This is a genomic window from Deinococcus arboris (genome assembly GCF_009755355.1).
Taxonomy (GTDB): domain Bacteria; phylum Deinococcota; class Deinococci; order Deinococcales; family Deinococcaceae; genus Deinococcus; species Deinococcus betulae.
In genome coordinates, this window is record NZ_WQLB01000052.1 from 1 (window position 1) to 16,661 (window position 16,661).

Below are 16,661 nucleotides of genomic sequence, written 5' to 3' on the forward strand. Positions count from 1 at the left end.
GCAGTTGATGATCACAGCTGGGACCATGTGTCTCTACCGTTAGCGCGGGCCACATGGTCTGGCCCCGTGACACCAATCAGTGAAGACGAGAGCGAGCGCTGGGCTATGACGCCGCAAGGTCAACAGAAGTAGACAGGGAGACGCATCACAGATCAGGCGGTCCGTTTGCTGGCTGCTCAGAACACTGTCGCGCCAGACAGAATAGGCTTCTGAAAAACGCTGACTGCGCCGTAGTCAAATAGGGGTTCTGATGACGTTTTTCATTATTTCGGTGCGCCTGGGTTCGTCATTCAATTGATCTGAGTTCCATATAACCTAAGCTTTTCGCTGTCCTCCAGAAGCTTGGAGGCCCAGGGCTTTTGCGGTGTGCCCCTCGCGCGCTACCCTGACCCTATGAACGCCTGCCCGCTGTGTGGAGCGCTGCGCCCACGCGCCGCTGCCAACGACATCGCGTGCGCCCTGCATGCCTGGTGGTGCGCCCAGCTGGGCCGGCCGATGAGCGCGCAGCACGGTTGAGCCTCTTTTCACCCTCTGCCGCCACCCGCCCTCACCAAGGAGTTGCCCATGACCACCCCTACCGTCCAGTTCGCTCTGGACCGACTGCCCGTTCCCGCCCACCTCCTCGACCAGGACGCCCACGACCCACTGGCCCATAAGCGTCAGGAATTTATGCTGCCCGGCGGTGTGATTTACCTCGACGGCAACAGCCTGGGTGCCCTGAGCCGCCGCGTAACCGAGCGCCTGACCCGCGTGACGACCCAGGAATGGGGACAGGCCCTGATCGGGTCCTGGACAGCGGGTGCCGCCCAGGGACAAGATTGGATGGGCCTGCCTGACCGCGTGGCCGCCAAGCTGGCCCGCCTGATTGGCGCGCACCCCGATGAGGTGGCGGTGGGCGACAGCACCAGCGTCAATACCTTCAAGGCGCTGGCCGCCGCCCTGGCCACAGCGCACCCTGGCCGCCGCGTGATTCTGACTGACCAGGACAACTTTCCCACCGACCTGTATGTGGCGCAGGGCCTGATTGGTCTGCTGGGCGAGCGGTACGAGCTGCGCCGCGTGCCGGCCGACGACGTCGCCGCGCACCTGAACAGCGAGGTGGCAGCTGTCCTGCTCACCCAGGTGGACTACCGCACCGGCCGCTGCCTGGACCTGGCGGCGGTTAGTGCAGCGGCGCACGCGGCAGGCGCCCTGACGGTCTGGGACCTGGCGCATTCGGCGGGTGCCTTTCCGGTCGAGCTGAACGCGGCGGGCGCCGACTTTGCGGTGGGCTGCGGTTACAAGTACCTGAATGGCGGCCCCGGCGCCCCGGCCTTTCTGTTTGCCGCCCGCCGTCACCACGCGGCCCCAGTGGCCCTAAGCGGTTGGATGGGGCATGCCGACCCCTTCGAGATGGCCCGCGACTTTCAGCCGGCCCCCGGCGCCCGCCGCTTCGTGACCGGCACGCCGATGGTCCTGAGCCTGAGCGCGCTGGACGCCGCCCTGGACGTTTTTGAGGATGTGGATCTGCAGGCCCTACGGACCAAATCGCTGGCCCTGACGGATACATTTATCGCCCTGCTGGACCCGGTCAGCGAGCGCCTGGGGCTGACCCTAGTGACCCCGCGTGACCAAGCCCGGCGCGGGTCCCAGGTCAGTTACCGTCATCCAGACGCCCGAGCCGTGATGGCTGAGCTGATTGCAGCGGGCATCGTGGGCGACTTCCGCACGCCAGACATTCTGCGCTTTGGTTTCACGCCGCTGTACCACTCGTTTGCCGATGTCTCCCGCGCCGCGCAGGGCGTGCAGGCGGTTCTGGAGGCCTACGCATGACCCGGCAGGGCGCCCCCCACCCCGACGCCCCCGAGCAGGCGCACACCGACTTTACCCGCAGCCTCAGCTACGGCGACTACCTGCAACTGGACATCCTCAAGAGTGCCCACCAGCCGGTGACGGCGGCCCACGACGAGCACCTCTTTATTGCCGTTCACCACGTCTCTGAAGTCTGGCTGGAACTGATTATCCGCGAACTGCGCGCCGCTATGACACAACTGGAAGGCGGCATCACTGACGCCCCGCTCAAGGGCCTGACCCGCGTGGTGCGCGCCCAGGAGCAGCTGACGAACGCCTGGGAAGTCCTAAAAACCATGACGCCGGCTGACTACCTGCAGTTTCGCCATGCTTTCGGGCAGGCGTCCGGCTTTCAGAGTGCTGCCTACCGCCACGTGGAATTTCTGCTGGGCAACCGGCACGCGGTCTTGCTCAAGCCGCACGAACACCGCCCCGAGGTCTACGGTCCCCTGCAAGCTGACCTGCTGGCCCCCAGCGTCTATGACCTGACCCTGCGCCTGCTCTCGGCACGCGGCCTGGCCATTCCGTCCGAGGTGCTGGCCCGCGACCTCACCTTGCCCCCTGTTCTGAATGAGGACGTGTTGGCCGCTTGGCTTCAGGTGTACCGCGACCCGGAACACTACTGGGACCTGTACGAACTGGCCGAAAAACTGCTGGACGTGGAAGACAACTTTCGCCGCTGGCGCTTTAACCACATGACGACGGTGGAGCGCACGATTGGCTTTAAGCGTGGGTCAGGCGGAACCAGCGGCGCCGCGTATCTGCGCCGGGCCCTGGGAACGGTGCTGTTCCCAGAACTGTGGGAGATTCGGACACGGTTGTAAGGTGGTGAAAGAGAAGGAGCCGGGAGTCAGCACTCTTCCGGCTTCTTCTTTTGAGATGTTCGTGCGGGCGCCTGTGATACGGACTCCGATTAAATCGTTTGCAAAAACGATTGAATCCGAGCAGAGCGACTTGTCAAGCTGCGAAGCAGAGCAGGGCGGGTTCCGGGCATGGAGTTTGCAAACCAGTTCTGGTTTGTCAACGGAACAGACGGAATCCGTATGAGGCAGTCAGGCTTAGCAACCTTCTTCCGTCCGGCAAATCTTTTCCGAGAGAACGTCCGGCTTAAGCTGCCCTAGCCGTGATTGGTCATCCACGTGGCCGGCCTCACAGCACTTCAGAGAATACCTGCGTGCCCACTTAAATACCGCTCCTGCACAATCTGCCGGTGATGCAGCTCATGCCCGGCAATAATGAAGCCTAACGCCTGCACCGTGAACTCAGTTCCGTTGGCGGTCACTCGGCGCTGCCAGTCTCCCGGCTCAAGGTGACGCAACAGATGCAGGGTGTTGTTCCGCACCACCTGTAGGCCGTCAGACAGCGCGTCTATGGACAGGTGCGCCACGTTCCAGGTCGCCGCCCAGGCCTCATCGTCATAGCCCGCAAGCGCGGTCTGATGGTCTCCACGGGCGGCCCGCAGCGCCCGGTAAGCAAAGACCCGCTCCGTGTCTATCATGTGCCCGATCACCTGCTTGAGTGTCCATTTGTTAGGTGCGTACGCGAACGCCGCTTGCGCGTCTATCAGGGTGCTCAATAGCGCGCGGGTCTCTCCTATGTTCTTTTCCAGCGTTTCCAGAATGGGGGCGGTGTCCACCAGCGCCACATACGTTTCGTAGAACGGCGAGTAGTCCGAAGGCGCTGGGCGCGACGCAGGGCTCATGGCCGAATCGTATCGCGGCGCCCTTAAGTGGGGGAGCACTGGCATATGAAGACCGTTAGATGCTTTGAACAGCCGGCTGTCTGCTGAGGTTGATGGCGAGGCGTTGGAGAGGGTGATCCGGCCATAGAAGCCCATTTCCAGCGACCTCGCCTGACTGTTGCAACGGCGCCCCTCACTTTCCCGAGAAGGTGAGCGCTACCCGGCCGCTGAAGTTGTCCGTCACAAGGGGCACACCTGTCACCGCCACCTGACCCCCTTTCAGCGTGCCTTTGTACACTGTGCCGCCCATAGACGTGAAGGTGAGCTGACCAGCAGCCGTGATGACGAAGTTGCCCACATCATTGGCCGTCTTTTTCAGGTTCTTCTCGTTGTCCATCCAGTTCCATTCCAGAGAGTAAGTGCCCGTATTGGGCTCGCGGGCCGTGGTGTTCAGGCGCAGGAGGCCTCCCGTGAGGCGCATCACCCGTTTCTCGTATGGAACGGTGTTGGGCAGAATCTGGGGCAGCACACGGCCGCCAAACGCTTTCAGCGGGTACTTGCAGCTCAGCAGTTCGGGGATGGGACCAGAGCAGGTGGACAGCGGCGACGACGGAGCGGCTTGGCCATTCAGGCTCAGGGCTAATGCGGAGAAGGAGATGAGGGCAGCGGTGCGGGTCAGCAAAGGCATGACGTGACCTTAAATCCAGGGCAGTGACATGGAGGTGACACCTGGAAGGGTTCTTCCTCTGTGGCCCCAGTTGCACGCAGCCTAACCAGATGGACAGCAGGGCGTCACGCTGATGTCATCCCGCGCCGCGCATGCTCGCAGCATGAACCGAATCCTGTCACTGACTGTTCTCACACTCGCCCTGACCAGTTGCGGGGGCACAGCGCCGCTGCCTTCCACGCCCTTTATCGTCGGTCAGGTTGATGTCGCTGGCCTACAGCCGGACGCCATCAGCCACACCGCTGTAGAGGGGGTGCCGCACATTCCTGTGCCGGTCGCTCTGAATGGTCAGTTTCAGCTGCCTTTGCCGGCCGACCCCAGCCCTGACGGCACATTCTACGGCTCGCCCCTGTGCAGCGGCACGGTGATCCAGAGCAATACGCAGGCGCAGTTTATGACCCTGTCCACCGACCGGCTGCGGCTGTGGCATCACGGCACGCTTCAGGGCTTCGTGACCACGCGCCGGCTTCAGGGTGACAACGTCTACACCTATGAATACGTGTATGCCACCCTGCCGACCATCGTCCGGGGAGAGCAGCTATGCGGCAACGTGACCAAAACGTTTGCCCTTGATTACCAGCAAGGCTGGAATCTGGTGGAGTGGACCCTGACAGGGAATCATCTCACCCTTGGCAGTGTCGCCAACCAGCGCCTGACCTGGCGCCGGCCCTGACCTGCAGAGACTGCCTGACCGCCTCTGCCCACACCACCCGTCCTAAACCATACCCGGAGTGATATGACCTGCACACAACGTTCTTTTCTGACCCTTGCCGTTTTGCTGAGTGCCTGCACGGCCCAGGCTGGCGGCGCTGAGCCGCGCACCCCCTTTGCCGTTCTGCGGCAGGCGGGCCTCTCTGGAACGCCAAGATTTGAACAGGCCCGCGCCTCGTTTTCCGTGTGGCGCTGGAGCAGTCAGCCACCGCTGTTTCTTCTCGCATCTTCAGAGGCGACGCAACCCAGCGACGCCGGGCAACTCCGCGCCTTTGAAGTCTGGGGTAACCTCCGACCACAGGGGAGCACCTTGTCCGTGCTGACGGCATTGACTCAGGCGGCCACAGCACTTGGGGCTGGGTGCCTTGGTAGCCTCCCGCCTGCCCCGTTGCTGACGGCCCTCAAACAGGCGCCCACTTTGCCTGTCGGGTGGTCCCGGCAGTGGCCCGGCGGCTGGTCCCTCACGGTTCAGGCGGGGGCCACCGCAGGAGAACGGCAGGTCACGGTGACCGGCAAGTTGGCCGCCAACCGCAAACCGAGTTGCGTGATGCCAACCTCCTGATTTCTTTAGACCGGCGAGGTGAGGGCACCAACCAGGAAAGCTGGGCACAGGTTCTCAAGCGGTCTGGCCGCTAAATTACCAAGCCCACCACCTCAAAACCGCGCCACCGGAAACCAGTTTGCGGTCTCCGGTGGCTTCTGGGTGGATGTTCTCAGCCCGGCATACGTCTCTTTCTTCATGCCAGAGATTGGGCCAGCCCTCTACCCGACACCCACTCAGGGATTTTCAAGAAAGAGTTCCAGCGTTTGCCCATAGTGACTGTCATAGGTGAAAGTGGCCAGCACACTCAGGGACGCTTTCTGTTGACCGCGCGAACTCAGGAGGAGCGGCTGCTTGACTCCGTTCAGCACCTGGGTCGCACTGACCTTGTAGCGGCCCAGCGGAACGTCCGGCATGCCGTAGCCAGGCTTGTTCTTGACGCTAAAGGGCGCGGTGCTGCCCGCCGCGTTCGGGCCGTCCGGGGTGAAGATGAACTCAAGCTGGTCGTAATCCACCTCGACATTCGAATGGCTGAGGTAGGTGTAGACCTTGCCGCTGGGGGCGTTGCTGGCCTTGTAGGTAAAATTCCGCACAGCCCCCTTGGAGCCGTCAAAGGGCGTGTCGTTGTCGGGCGAGAGGCGCACCTCGAAGGGCTGGCCGCCCACCTCGCCGCGCAGGTAGGCGCCCGCGTTCCAGGTGCCGGGCTGCTGCGCTAGGGGAATGCGGTAGCGGCCCTGGGCGTCCGTCTTGCCCACCGCATTCATGTTGTAAAAGGCGGTGTGGTCGGCAAAGACCTCGACACCGGCGATAGGACTGCCCTTGTCGTTGCGCACCGTCCCCGTCATGACGTAGGCGGCTGCCTTGTCACTGCCTGCGGCTGCGCCTGAGGCCACGCGCGTCAACGTCATGGTGCCCGGCTTGCCCTTGGACCAGGTGTAGGCGCCATTCAGGGTATTGCCTTTTAAGGTCGCCTTGACGGTGTTCGTGCGGCCATCGAAATACTTGAAGCTGTAGGTCACGAGGTTCCGGGCCGCGTCCCAGGTGCCAGAGACTGGAAAGTCTTTCTGGGCAAAGCGCGTGAGGCCAGTCACGCGGGTGCCCTGCAAGGTCAGGCTGACCTCCACATCGTAGAGGCCGTCAATTTTGCCCTTCCAGGCGCCGCTCAGGGGACTGGCCGGGCTGGTCGCCGCGAAGGCCACGCCAGTCCCAGTGGACAGGGCGGGAAGGGCGGCGGGCAGGGCGAAAAGGGCGACGGCGAGCAGGCGTGCATAAGTCATGGTGGTGTCCTCCCGAGCAGGAAAGTGTGCTCTCAACACCTGGAGGATGCACGGGCCAGGATGATGGACCGATGGTGCCCCAGCCTGATGCCGTTTTTGTTTGGAAAGCCCAGCTGATGGCGGCCCGGAACAAGGCGTCAGGCTGACCGTTCCTGACCGAATGAAGTCAGCAGTCGAGGGCCTGATTCAGCCGTGCGGCAAACCTGGAGAGGAACGCACAACTCTCAAATTGCTATCTCCTCAGTGAAGATGTCCTGCCTGACGCCAGGGCACACCGCACAGTGGCCATCTCGCAGTCAGGCGTTTCAGTCTCTCGCTTGGGCCGCCGACTGCTTCTGACGACTCAGGGGCGCCCCCACTTGCCGCTGACCATCCGCCCATCATGCCCTGCGCGTCACCCTAACGCCATGACACGTCGCCTCACCCGGCCCCTGGCGCTCACCGCCACCTTCTTCGCCTCTTCTGCCCTGGCCGCCGGGTCCTGGGTGTCGCTGAGTGACCAGACCATCCTGGGCCCCGAGGCGGCAATGCGCGCCCAGGTAGCAAAGCTGAGCGGCGAGGCCTGCAAGCCGGCCGTGCGTGATTTCAAGACGCCCGGCCTCGCCCCCACCGGCGGCCTGAACATTGACGAGGTCATCCGGTCACTGGAAAAAATGCTGGCGACCCTGGCACCCGGCGACCCGGCCCGCGCAGGCCTGGAACATTCGCTGAAAATGGCGCGTGAACAGAAAGAAAAGGGCACCAAGGTGCTGCCCTTGCCCGTGCGCCGCGAGAAGGGGGCGATAACCTTCGAGACGGCACTGAAGACAGCCGAGGCGCTTGTGGGAACGCCCGGCCGCCAGGCGACGGGCAGCACCTCGTCGGACGTGGCGGCGGCGCTGGCGGCCAAGAGTCCCAGAGCTGCCCTCGCCCTGCTGCTGGCCGGGCACCGCACAAAGCCCAAAGACCCGATGACCCTGGTGAACCTTGCGGGCGTCCTGACCCTGTCGGGGTTGCCGCGCGAGGCCATCGCCGTGCTGGACCGCGCCGCCGAGCTGGGCGGCACCCTGCCTGCGCCCGGTGGTGTGCCGGGACAGGCGGTCGCCCTGACCAACCGGGGACACGCCTTCCTGGGCCTGGGGCGCTGGAGTGAAGCGCAGGCGCCCCTGAAACAGGCCCTGGCGCTGGCCCCCGACCTGGCCGAGGCGCGCATGAATCTTTCCAAGGCCCTGCTGTGCAGCGGCGATGTGACGGGCGCCACGCGCGAGCTGCGGGTGGCCCTGCGGCGCACCGTCGCCCCCGAAAGCAGCGACCTCATCGTGACTGAAGACACGCCTAACACGCACGGCGACGACCTGAAGCCGCGCGAGCAGGCCTCCACCCGCCGCGCCGCACGCACCCTGTTTGACCTCTCGCGCGGGGCAACCTTTGACCTGCCGCAGCTCAAGTTGCCGCGTGACCGCCGCGAGGCCATCTCAATGCATGAGCAGTACGAGGCCCTGGAGCGCAAAGGCGAGGGCATTCTGAACGGCCTGCACGCCCGCGCTACGGCTGTCAATCTCTCTCAGGTGCTGGACCCAGGGGAGCGGCGCTGGTTCGAGTTGGTCAATGGGGTCATCACCACCTCGGTCTTTGAGCCGGAGGTCTGGCCGTCGTACCAGTCGGCGTATGCGGCGCACTACGCGCTGCACAAGGCCTTTCGCCCGCTGTCCGATGAGCGCAACAAGACGATTGAGGCCGGCATGAAGGGGCTGCCCTCGCCTCACACCTGCGCCGACGTGGACCGGGTCTATGACGACGCCTACCAGACCTACATGGACGCCCTGCGGCCTTACGTGAAGGCGCAGGAACAGGCGATGGCCCGCTTTGTCTCGGCGCGCGTCAAGTTCGAGACGGCGCTGGCCGCCAACCTGCCCGACCCCAAGGTGCGGGCCGCCAAACGCGCCGCCATCGAGGCCTCGGCCAAATCGTCTTTCTACGGCCCAGTGGTGTACGCTGCGGTCCTGATCAGTGACGTGCCTGGGCTGTTCTGCAGCGGGCAAAAGGTGCAGGAGGTGCCTCTTGAGCTGGCCGAGTTGCCCACGCTGGACGCCGACCCCTGCGGCGGGCTGCTCTCGACCATGAAAATGAAGTCCAAAGTGCCGTCGGCCGCCCTCAAGGCGTCGGGCTTGGGCCTGAGCTGGTCCCTGAGCTGCAAGAAGATTGACATCGAACTCTCGACGTCCTCGCTGCTGGGCACGGACTGGCTGGGGGGCTTTGCCCAGGCGAGCCTCGACTGGAACGGCGACGCCACCATCTTTACGGGGGTCAAGGCTGAATTCAAGCTGCCCAAAGGGGTGCCAGCCACCGGCGGGCTGGGGGCCAAGGAAGGCCTGTACATCAAGTTCAGCCGTGACGGGATTCAGGACGCCGGTATGCGCGTGGAACTCAAGGGGTCGCTGGGCGCGGGCCCAGACGCTTCGACCGGCCTGTGGGAAGGCAAGATAGAGCAAGAGTTTGGCATAGCAGCGGCGGTGGCCTACTGGCGCGAACGCTGAGCAGGAAGGGCCGGGCAGGGAGGTCGCTGAAGCGAGGCGGCCTCCCCTTCTCTGTTCTTGTCAGTGAACTGGGAGCAGAACTTGAGGCTGATGGCACGTTCTCGTTAGGGTCAGGGCTCAGCTGAACACTGAACTTTAGGGCAGGTACGAAGACGACTCTCCCGTTGCGCTGCACTTCTGACAGCTTTGGCTGGAGAGATACCGTCCACTTCACGGAGGTCGCCGTCTCGCTGCTCAGTCTCTTCCCACGCAGCCCTCTAAATCCGCCTGCCTCAGACACCCAGGGTGGTGGCTGCCTTCTGTAGGGCCCCCTGGGGAACGTCTCAGGGCCAGCAACTCCTCACGGCTAGAAGGGCCTGACCCTTCTGGGCAAAGGAGGCGCGCAAACACATACCCAAGCGAGAAGCGCAAACATCAGCTGACAGCAAAAAGCCCAGGCTTCAGGACCTGGGCTGGAGAGAGGGGGCGGTTGGGTCTTCTGCTCTTGGTGTGCCCTTGATGATTGCCGTGGCCAGAGCTCTCAGGGCAACCGAGTGCTGAATGACATGCGAATCCCGTACATATTGTTCTTGAAGGTGTTCACCGCTGAGGCCGCCCAGGTGTCGCTGCCCTCCGCCTGCACGAGCACCGGCTGACCGGTACTGAGTTTTGCCGTCATGCGGTAGCGGCCTAGCGGCACGTCTTTGACCACCGACGTGGTGGGGCGAATAATCAGCGCTTTGCCCTGGCTGCCATCAATCAGCGGCCCCTCGGGGGTCAGGGTCACGATCAGGTCGCCGTACGCAATACCGTCGCCGTGATAGACGTTGACCTGCTCGCCCAGCACCCCGCCTTCGTAAGGACCATTGAGTTTCCAGACAAAGTCCCGCACGGCGCCTTTGGTGCTCTGAAAAGCCGCCCGGTCATTCGGGTAGATCGTCATGCGGAAACGGTCGCCCTGATAATTGCGCTCCAGGGTTGCGCCAGGCCGCCAGGTGCCCACGTTGTGCGGCAGTTCAATGCGGTAGCGCCCCTTGGCATCCGTCTTTGCCACCACGTTCATGTTGTAATACACCGTATTGTCCGCGTAGACCTCCACGCCAGGCACGGGCTGCCCTCCAGCGGTCTTGACTACACCCGTCATCACGTAGGGAACAGGCTTACTCGCGGCCCCCAGGGCCAGGCTGCCAAGTCCAGCAGCGGTCAACAGCGCCAGCGATGTCACGTTTTGCATTCTTCTCTCCCTGGACTGGCCAAGAGGCTGTCCTTGTTGGGGAAGCGTATGCAACGGGCCATGATGGGCCGATGATGGTGGACGGCGAACTAGACCGAGGGCAATAATCAGGAGGAGCCGCGCACCTTCTTACGGCTCCCCCTGACCACTCGATCACCTGCACACGCTGGCCTTCAGGGCTGGGCAACTGCTGGCAGAGGCGACGCTGTTCCACCCGCCTCTCCCCCACGCAGCGGAACAGAGGAAAGAGGAAAGTAACTTTCAGAGCCGCCTCAGCCATACCTTTAGCGCGTTTCTGTCAGGGTGTAGTTGCCCGAGCCGCTGTAGGCATAGGTCTGCCAGCGGTACGTGCCACTGGCCGCGTTGTAGGTGATGGTCTCGCTGCTGGAAGGTGTTTCAGCGGCGGCGACATCCACCCAGCTGTTGCCACTGAGTTTTTGCAGGTACAGGTCAAAGTCGGTGCCACTGGCCCCACTCAGCACACCTTTCAGGGTCCCACCGGCGTAGTTAAAGCCGGCCGTGCCTGGCTGGTAAGAACTGCCGCCAGCATTCACGCTGCCGTTGTAGGTGGTGGGTGTGGGCGTCGGGGTGGTGCTGCCGCCCACGGTCACGAACAGCGCCGAAACCGGGCCATACGTGCCGTTGCCATTTCTAGAGCGGACGTAGACGGTGTGTTTGCCAGCGCTCAGGCCAGTGGTAGAGACCGTTGCCTGAACATTCTCACGGCTGGCATTAAAGCTGCCATCAGTGGCGGTCAGGGCCGTGCCGGTCCCACCGGCCCAGGGCGGCGTATCAATAAAGTATTCGGCGCCGGCCACCGTGCGGCTGGGCTCCGACCCATTGCTGGTGTTAAAACGGGTGTTGTCGGCGCTGGCACTCAGGGTGAAGCTGGCGCCCGCCGCCACATTGGCTGGGGCGGTCAGGCTGACGCTATCTGGACCGCTGCCCAACTGGTAGGGGGCACGCGCCACGCGCAGGGCGTACAGCAGCGCGGCCTGGTTCTGGGGCAGCACGGTGCCTGTGAAGGTGGAGCAGCTCTCGAAGAACGCGCCGCCCAGCTCGAAGGTGTAGGCGGCCACGCCCAGTTCCCCGTAAGTGAAGTCAATCGTGGTGCCGCTGGTCGGATACAGACCGATGGACTGCTGCGGAGTATGACCATTGAAGTACGCCAGCTTGCGGCCCAGCGACTGCAGCGCGGTACCGTTCGGCGCGGCGGTGTTGGTGTCCCCCCAGGGCCAGAGGACCAACTTGCCGTAGCTGTGCACGTCAATGTACACGCCAGGGGTCGCCGCGGGGGCCGCGTCGGTGCGGTTGGGCCCACGGTTGTCCGCGAAGGCCGACTTGATAAAGGTCTGCAGGTTCTTGGTTTCTGGCTCGGAGGCAGCGGCCGAACCCATGTACGTTTCGTTGCAAGGATCAGTGCTGGAGCCGCCGTTCGCCCAGGCATAGTTGAAGTTGCGGTTCAGATCCACTCCATACAGCCCGTTGCTGCACCGCTGGGTATCGTTGGCGTTCTTGCGCCATGAGGCGCCAGCTTCCGCTTTCTTGCGGCCATCCGGGTTACTTTGCAGCACCAGCCAGACTTCCTGGCTGTCCAGCATCCAGGTCACGTCCGCGTCCTTGCCGTAATTGGACACCAGATATTCGGCGAAGCGGGTGGTCAGCTCGGCCGGTGTGTATTCCCGCGCATGGATAGAGGCTGTGATGACCAGGCGAGGCTTGGTGCCCGTGACACTCTTGTTGGTCAGCTTGAGGACATTCATGTCGTAGCCGCCGCGCCCTTGCGTCTTGAGCCAGGTCGAGCCGATGCTGCTCCAGGTGGCCAGATTCGGGTACTGCGACACAATGGCCTGCGCGCTGCTGTACGTTTCTTCAACGGTGCGGTAGCAGGAATAGCCGCTGATGGCGAGGCTGCCCAGATTTTCTTTCAGCGAGCCGCTGTGCTTCTCCGTTTCGGCTTTGTCAATGCGGATGGTCCAGCCGCGTGTCAGCCCAGTCACCCGAAGGCGCTCAAAATCTGCCTGGCCCACGTCCAGCAGGACGAAGCGCTCTTCCAGACTGCCGCCCACAGGCTCAAAGGTCGTGATGATGTCTGTCCAGTCACGATCCGTTTTGAAGTCAATGCGCGAGACCACGATGGGCTTTTGCTGAAACACACTGCATTCATCGGCCGTGGCGACCAAAGAGGCGCCTGTTGTGACCGGCGGGGCGGCCTGCGGCTGAGGCGTCTGGGAGCAGGAAGCCAGCAGCAAAGAGGCACTGATGAGAGAAACAGCCAGAGTTCGCTTCATAAAACCTCTGCATGGGTACAGGAAAAGGATGCGAGTGGAGAACAGAAACCTTTGAACAACCAGAAATCAGGTGTGGGCACGCCCAGGCGTGCCCACGAGGGTCTCACCTGAACGGTTTACTTGGTTTCGACGAGGGTGTACTGACCGCTGCCGGCGTACCCGTACACGCCCCAGACATACGTGCCGCTGGTCGCGTTGTAGGTAATAGTCTCGCTGCTGGAGGGCGTTTCGCTCTCGGCCACGTAGCTCCAAGAGCCGTTGGCACCCTTCTTGAGCAGATAGAGGTCAAAGTCGGTGCCGGAAGGCCCACTCAGCGTGGCTTTCAGGGTGCCGCCCGCGTAGGTAAAGCCTGCCGAGCCGGGCTGGTAGCTGAACTGTCCAGCGCTCACAGTGCCGGTGTAGGTCTTGTTGCCGGGGGTGGGCGTGGGGTCAGGGTTTGGCGTCGGCGTGGTGCCTCCCGGGTTGGTGAACAGCAGGCGGTCAGGGCTGCCGTTCAGGTTCGACAGCTTGCCCGTGGACGCGCTGTTGGTCAGGGCCGTGGCAATCTGGGCCGAGGTGTAGCTGGGGTTGGCGGCCAGGATCAGCGCCGCTGCACCTGCGACGTGGGGCGTGGCCATAGAGGTGCCGTTCCAGGTCGCGCTGCTGATGGCGGTGTCGCTCGTGTTCACGGTGCTCGTGATGCCCGTTCCGGGGGCCAGGATGTCAACGCAGTTGCCGTAGTTGCTGCCCAGGCCAGTGCCCCAGTCGTTGGGATCGGCGCGGCGGTCCGTCTTGGTGGTGGCACCGACGGTGAAAGCGCCCGCAGAGCTGGCCGGCGAGACGTTACAGGCGTTCTGGTTTTCGTTCCCTGCGGCAACAGCCATGAAGAGCCCTTTGCTGCTGGCGTTGGTCACGGCGTCGTTTTCGGCCTGGTCAACCCCTCCGCCCAGACTCATGTTGGCAATGGCCGTGCCGCTGCCCTTGTTGTTCAGCGCCCAGTTGATCCCTGCAATCACGCCGCTGTTCTGGCCACGGCCCTGGCAGTCCAGCACCTTCACGGCGATCAGTTTGACGCCCTTGGCCACACCGTACGTGGCGCTGCCCACCGTGCCGGCCACGTGCGTGCCGTGTCCACCGCAGTCTGAGTTGTTGCCGTCGCCGGTCGTGTTGGTGCCCCAGGTGGCCCGGCCGCCAAACTGCTGATGGCTCGTCCGGATGCCGGTGTCAATGATGTACACCTTGACCGCGCTGGCCGTCGAGTCGTAGGTGTACGAACTGTTCAGGGGCAGGCTGCGCTGATCGATGCGGTCCAGACCCCAGACGGCATTCGACTGGGTGGCTGTGGCCTTGGAATAGCTGTCCTGTTGGACGTATTTCACGCGGGGATCGCTGCGCAGGGTGCTGAGGTTCTGCGCGCTCAGTTTGGCGGCAAAGCCGTTGAGGGCTGCGCCGTAGATGTGCTGGATGGTCACGCCCTGAGGGTCAAGCGACAGGCTGCTGATGAGCCCACTGGCGCTCTGAGTGGACAGGTTGTTCACAGCGCCTTCGCTCAGCACCACGATGTACTGGCCAGGAATAGCTTCTGGATTGCTCGTGCCCAGCAGCGGCGCGGCTGTGCGGGTCAAGGTTGTCGGCAGCGACGACTGAGCATCGGGCTGAGCGGCAGTCGGAGCCGTGGCCTGCTGCCCACAGGCAGCGAGGAGGAGGGTCAAACCGAGGGTTCCAGCAGTGAGCCGTGCATTCATGTGAGCCTCCAGACAATTATTCACTCAGTGAACAAAAGGGCCACCGCGGGTGCAGTGCAGAGATGACGTTGTGGTGACGACATGAGTGTAGGTGTCAGGCTGATGTAAATGACACAATAGGTCTAGACAACTTGTTCAGAATGAGCTGTTATCGCGCCGGATAATTCCACCTAGCGAACAAGCCAGGCTACTATCTACTTATCTCACCAGCAGCTTGGGGGCTCCCATGCAACGAGTCATGAGGTCTGTCTTACCGCCACACTCAGCGCTCTCGTTCCAGGTCCAGCGGGATCTCCCCTCATCCTGCCGCGACCTCGTAGAGCAGCAGCTGACGTTTCAGTCATGCTCCTCGCCCGACCAGATTCTTCCTGAGGCCTCTCTCCTGCCGACTCACCCACCACCCACCTGTTCTTCGGACCTTTTGTCGGGCGCCCTGCGCCGGGGCGAATTCAGGGTGCATTACCAGCCGATCGTGTCGGCCGTCTCAGGGCAACCCGTCAAAGCTGAGGCGTTGCTGCGGTGGCAACCTGCGGGACAGCCGCTGGTCTCGCCCAACGACTTTCTGGCGCATCTGGAAGCCTCAGACGAGATGGCCGACGTGGGGACCTGGGTGTTGTGGCAAGCCTGCCACGCGGCGGCCCGGTGGCCGGGGACCCGCGTGGCGGTGAACCTGTCTGAAGCTCAATTCAGCAGGCGCAACTTTGTGACCACTGTCAAACAGGTGCTTAGGGACACTGGCCTTCAACCAAACTGTCTGGAACTGGAATTGACAGAAGCCATGCTGATGACGGGGTCTTGTTACGCGGCCCGTGCGCTGCGGCGGCTCAGGGCGTTCGGCGTTCGCGTGGTGCTTGATGACTTTGGCACGGGATTCTCGAATCTGTCCTGCCTGCAGTTCTTTCCGTTTGACGGGCTCAAACTTGACCGCAGTCTCGTTCAGCCCCTTCAGCGGCGAGACGCGCGGAGCCTCACCATTGTGCGTGGCCTGGTCGAACTTTGTCAGCGGCTCCAGTTGGAGATCACGGCGGAAGGGGTCGAAACCCCTGTGCAGTTGCGGACTCTCCAGGCGATGGATGTGCCCCTGCTCCAGGGTTACCTCTTTGCTCGGCCGCAAGAATGTTGGACGCCAGGCACCACGAAGCTGGCAGAAGGACCGGAGCGTGTCAAATGGGACAGCCATTTTTAGAGGATAAGGAGCCGCAAGGTACGGGATGACCAGGCGCATGAGCTAGCCCACCATGCTGGGCGAGTGCTTCTAAAATGAGGTCATGTCAGAGGCTGTGAACCGTCTGAGATCGCAAGTTGCGCTTGCTTCTGGGCGAGAGCACCTGCGGTTGCTCGTTGACCTGGCATTTGCCCTGCGGGAAGTAGACGCACGCGAAGGGCTCAACGTCACCCGTACGGCGATTGACCTGGCGCAGGCCGACAAAGATTGGACGGCGCTGGCATCACTCCTGATCGCTGAAGCTCTGAATCTGGACCGTCTGGGCGACTATCATGCAGCTCTTGTTCAGCTCGACAAGGCACAAAAAATTAATCAGAAGCTGGGCGACATTGGCATCCTGTCGAGAATCTGGAATGCCAGAGGCGTCATATTTTCAAATCAGGGTCAATTGCCAGAGGCTCTGCACCATTATCTCTTAAGCGAAGGGATTTGCGAAGAATCGAGGAATTACTGGATGCTCTCCGCCGTCCTCAACAACATAGGTATCGTCTACGACCGGCTTGGCCGACATGACGAGGCTTTTGCCTCCTATGGACGGGCTTTAAAGCTGGCTCATTCCATTGGACGAGAAGATATAGAATTACATGCCGTCTCCAATCTTGGGTTTAACAGAATGTTTCTCCAGCTGTGGGATGAAGCCCTAAAATATCATAAAGAAGCACTTAGTTACGCGCAGAAGCAAGAAAATGAGTATGGAATCATTATCTGTACAGCCAACATCGCCGAGTCCTATGGTGCCCTGGGGGAAGTTGAGCGCGCCCACAAGCTCTTTGCCGACGCCATCGGACGGTCCCGAGCCCTTGGTGATCTCGAACACCTCGTGGATCTCCTGTACGAGCAGGCGAAGTTGTATCTGAAGTCGAATGAATGGAGGCCCGCTCTCGCGCTTCTTCAGGAAACTCTTGAACTGGTGAGGCAGATGGGC

General features: G+C 62.6%; 13 protein-coding genes. 7 read left to right on the plus strand and 6 right to left on the minus strand.

Annotated elements, in window-relative coordinates; translation table 11 throughout:
* Window positions 1-393 precede the first annotated feature (393 nt).
* The 3 genes from GO986_RS23335 to GO986_RS21380 are packed head-to-tail and all read left to right on the plus strand — an operon-like array spanning window position 394 to window position 2,654.
* On the plus strand, window positions 394-516 hold the full coding sequence (locus GO986_RS23335) for a hypothetical protein (protein WP_255449455.1): 123 nt from the start codon (window positions 394-396) through the stop codon (window positions 514-516).
* A 48-nt stretch (window positions 517-564) separates the two neighbouring features.
* Window positions 565-1,812, plus strand: a complete 1,248-nt coding sequence (kynU, locus tag GO986_RS21375) for a kynureninase (RefSeq protein WP_157461549.1) — start codon at window positions 565-567, stop codon at window positions 1,810-1,812.
* Entirely contained in the window at window positions 1,809-2,654 is an 846-nt protein-coding gene (locus GO986_RS21380; RefSeq protein WP_157461550.1) for a tryptophan 2,3-dioxygenase, read from the plus strand. Before kynU ends, GO986_RS21380 begins: the two co-directional genes overlap by 4 nt.
* A gap of 335 nt (window positions 2,655-2,989) precedes the next feature.
* On the opposite strand, the gene GO986_RS21385 is transcribed toward GO986_RS21380, so the two are convergent.
* Window positions 2,990-3,532: a DinB family protein gene (locus GO986_RS21385; RefSeq protein ID WP_198170892.1), complete on the minus strand. Its 543-nt coding sequence runs from the start codon at window positions 3,530-3,532 to the stop codon at window positions 2,990-2,992.
* 172 nt (window positions 3,533-3,704) lie between these two features.
* Window positions 3,705-4,199, minus strand: coding sequence for a hypothetical protein (locus GO986_RS21390; RefSeq protein ID WP_157461552.1), 495 nt, complete (start codon window positions 4,197-4,199; stop codon window positions 3,705-3,707).
* 142 nt (window positions 4,200-4,341) lie between these two features.
* Between GO986_RS21390 and GO986_RS21395 the strand changes: the two genes are divergently transcribed.
* Window positions 4,342-4,911 (plus strand): hypothetical protein, encoded by a 570-nt coding sequence (locus tag GO986_RS21395; RefSeq protein WP_232337952.1) that lies wholly within the window; start codon window positions 4,342-4,344, stop codon window positions 4,909-4,911.
* Window positions 4,912-5,726: 815 nt separating this feature from the next.
* Here GO986_RS21395 and GO986_RS21400 read toward each other — a convergent pair.
* A complete protein-coding gene (locus GO986_RS21400; protein ID WP_157461554.1) occupies window positions 5,727-6,767 on the minus strand; it encodes a carboxypeptidase-like regulatory domain-containing protein in 1,041 nt (346 codons plus the stop codon).
* A gap of 407 nt (window positions 6,768-7,174) precedes the next feature.
* Between GO986_RS21400 and GO986_RS21405 the strand changes: the two genes are divergently transcribed.
* Entirely contained in the window at window positions 7,175-9,283 is a 2,109-nt protein-coding gene (locus GO986_RS21405) for a tetratricopeptide repeat protein (RefSeq protein WP_157461555.1), read from the plus strand.
* A 520-nt stretch (window positions 9,284-9,803) separates the two neighbouring features.
* Here the strand turns inward: GO986_RS21405 and GO986_RS21410 are convergent.
* The 3 genes from GO986_RS21410 to GO986_RS21420 all read right to left on the minus strand — a co-directional run bounded on the left by GO986_RS21410 (window position 9,804) and on the right by GO986_RS21420 (window position 14,511).
* Window positions 9,804-10,496 (minus strand): peptidase associated/transthyretin-like domain-containing protein, encoded by a 693-nt coding sequence (locus GO986_RS21410; RefSeq protein WP_157461556.1) that lies wholly within the window; start codon window positions 10,494-10,496, stop codon window positions 9,804-9,806.
* A gap of 284 nt (window positions 10,497-10,780) precedes the next feature.
* Window positions 10,781-12,787 carry a M14 family zinc carboxypeptidase gene (locus GO986_RS21415; protein WP_157461557.1) on the minus strand — a complete coding sequence of 669 codons (2,007 nt, stop codon included), beginning with the start codon at window positions 12,785-12,787 and terminating at the stop codon, window positions 10,781-10,783.
* Window positions 12,788-12,903: 116 nt separating this feature from the next.
* Window positions 12,904-14,511 carry a S8 family peptidase gene (locus GO986_RS21420; protein ID WP_157461558.1) on the minus strand — a complete coding sequence of 536 codons (1,608 nt, stop codon included), beginning with the start codon at window positions 14,509-14,511 and terminating at the stop codon, window positions 12,904-12,906.
* A gap of 421 nt (window positions 14,512-14,932) precedes the next feature.
* On the opposite strand from GO986_RS21420, the gene GO986_RS21425 reads away from it, so the two are divergent.
* Together GO986_RS21425 and GO986_RS21430 are read left to right on the plus strand one after the other, a co-directional pair.
* Window positions 14,933-15,697 (plus strand): EAL domain-containing protein, encoded by a 765-nt coding sequence (locus tag GO986_RS21425; protein ID WP_198170894.1) that lies wholly within the window; start codon window positions 14,933-14,935, stop codon window positions 15,695-15,697.
* An 82-nt stretch (window positions 15,698-15,779) separates the two neighbouring features.
* Window positions 15,780-16,661, plus strand: an 882-nt coding sequence (locus tag GO986_RS21430) for a tetratricopeptide repeat protein (RefSeq protein ID WP_157461560.1), incomplete at its 3' end; no start/stop codon positions are given.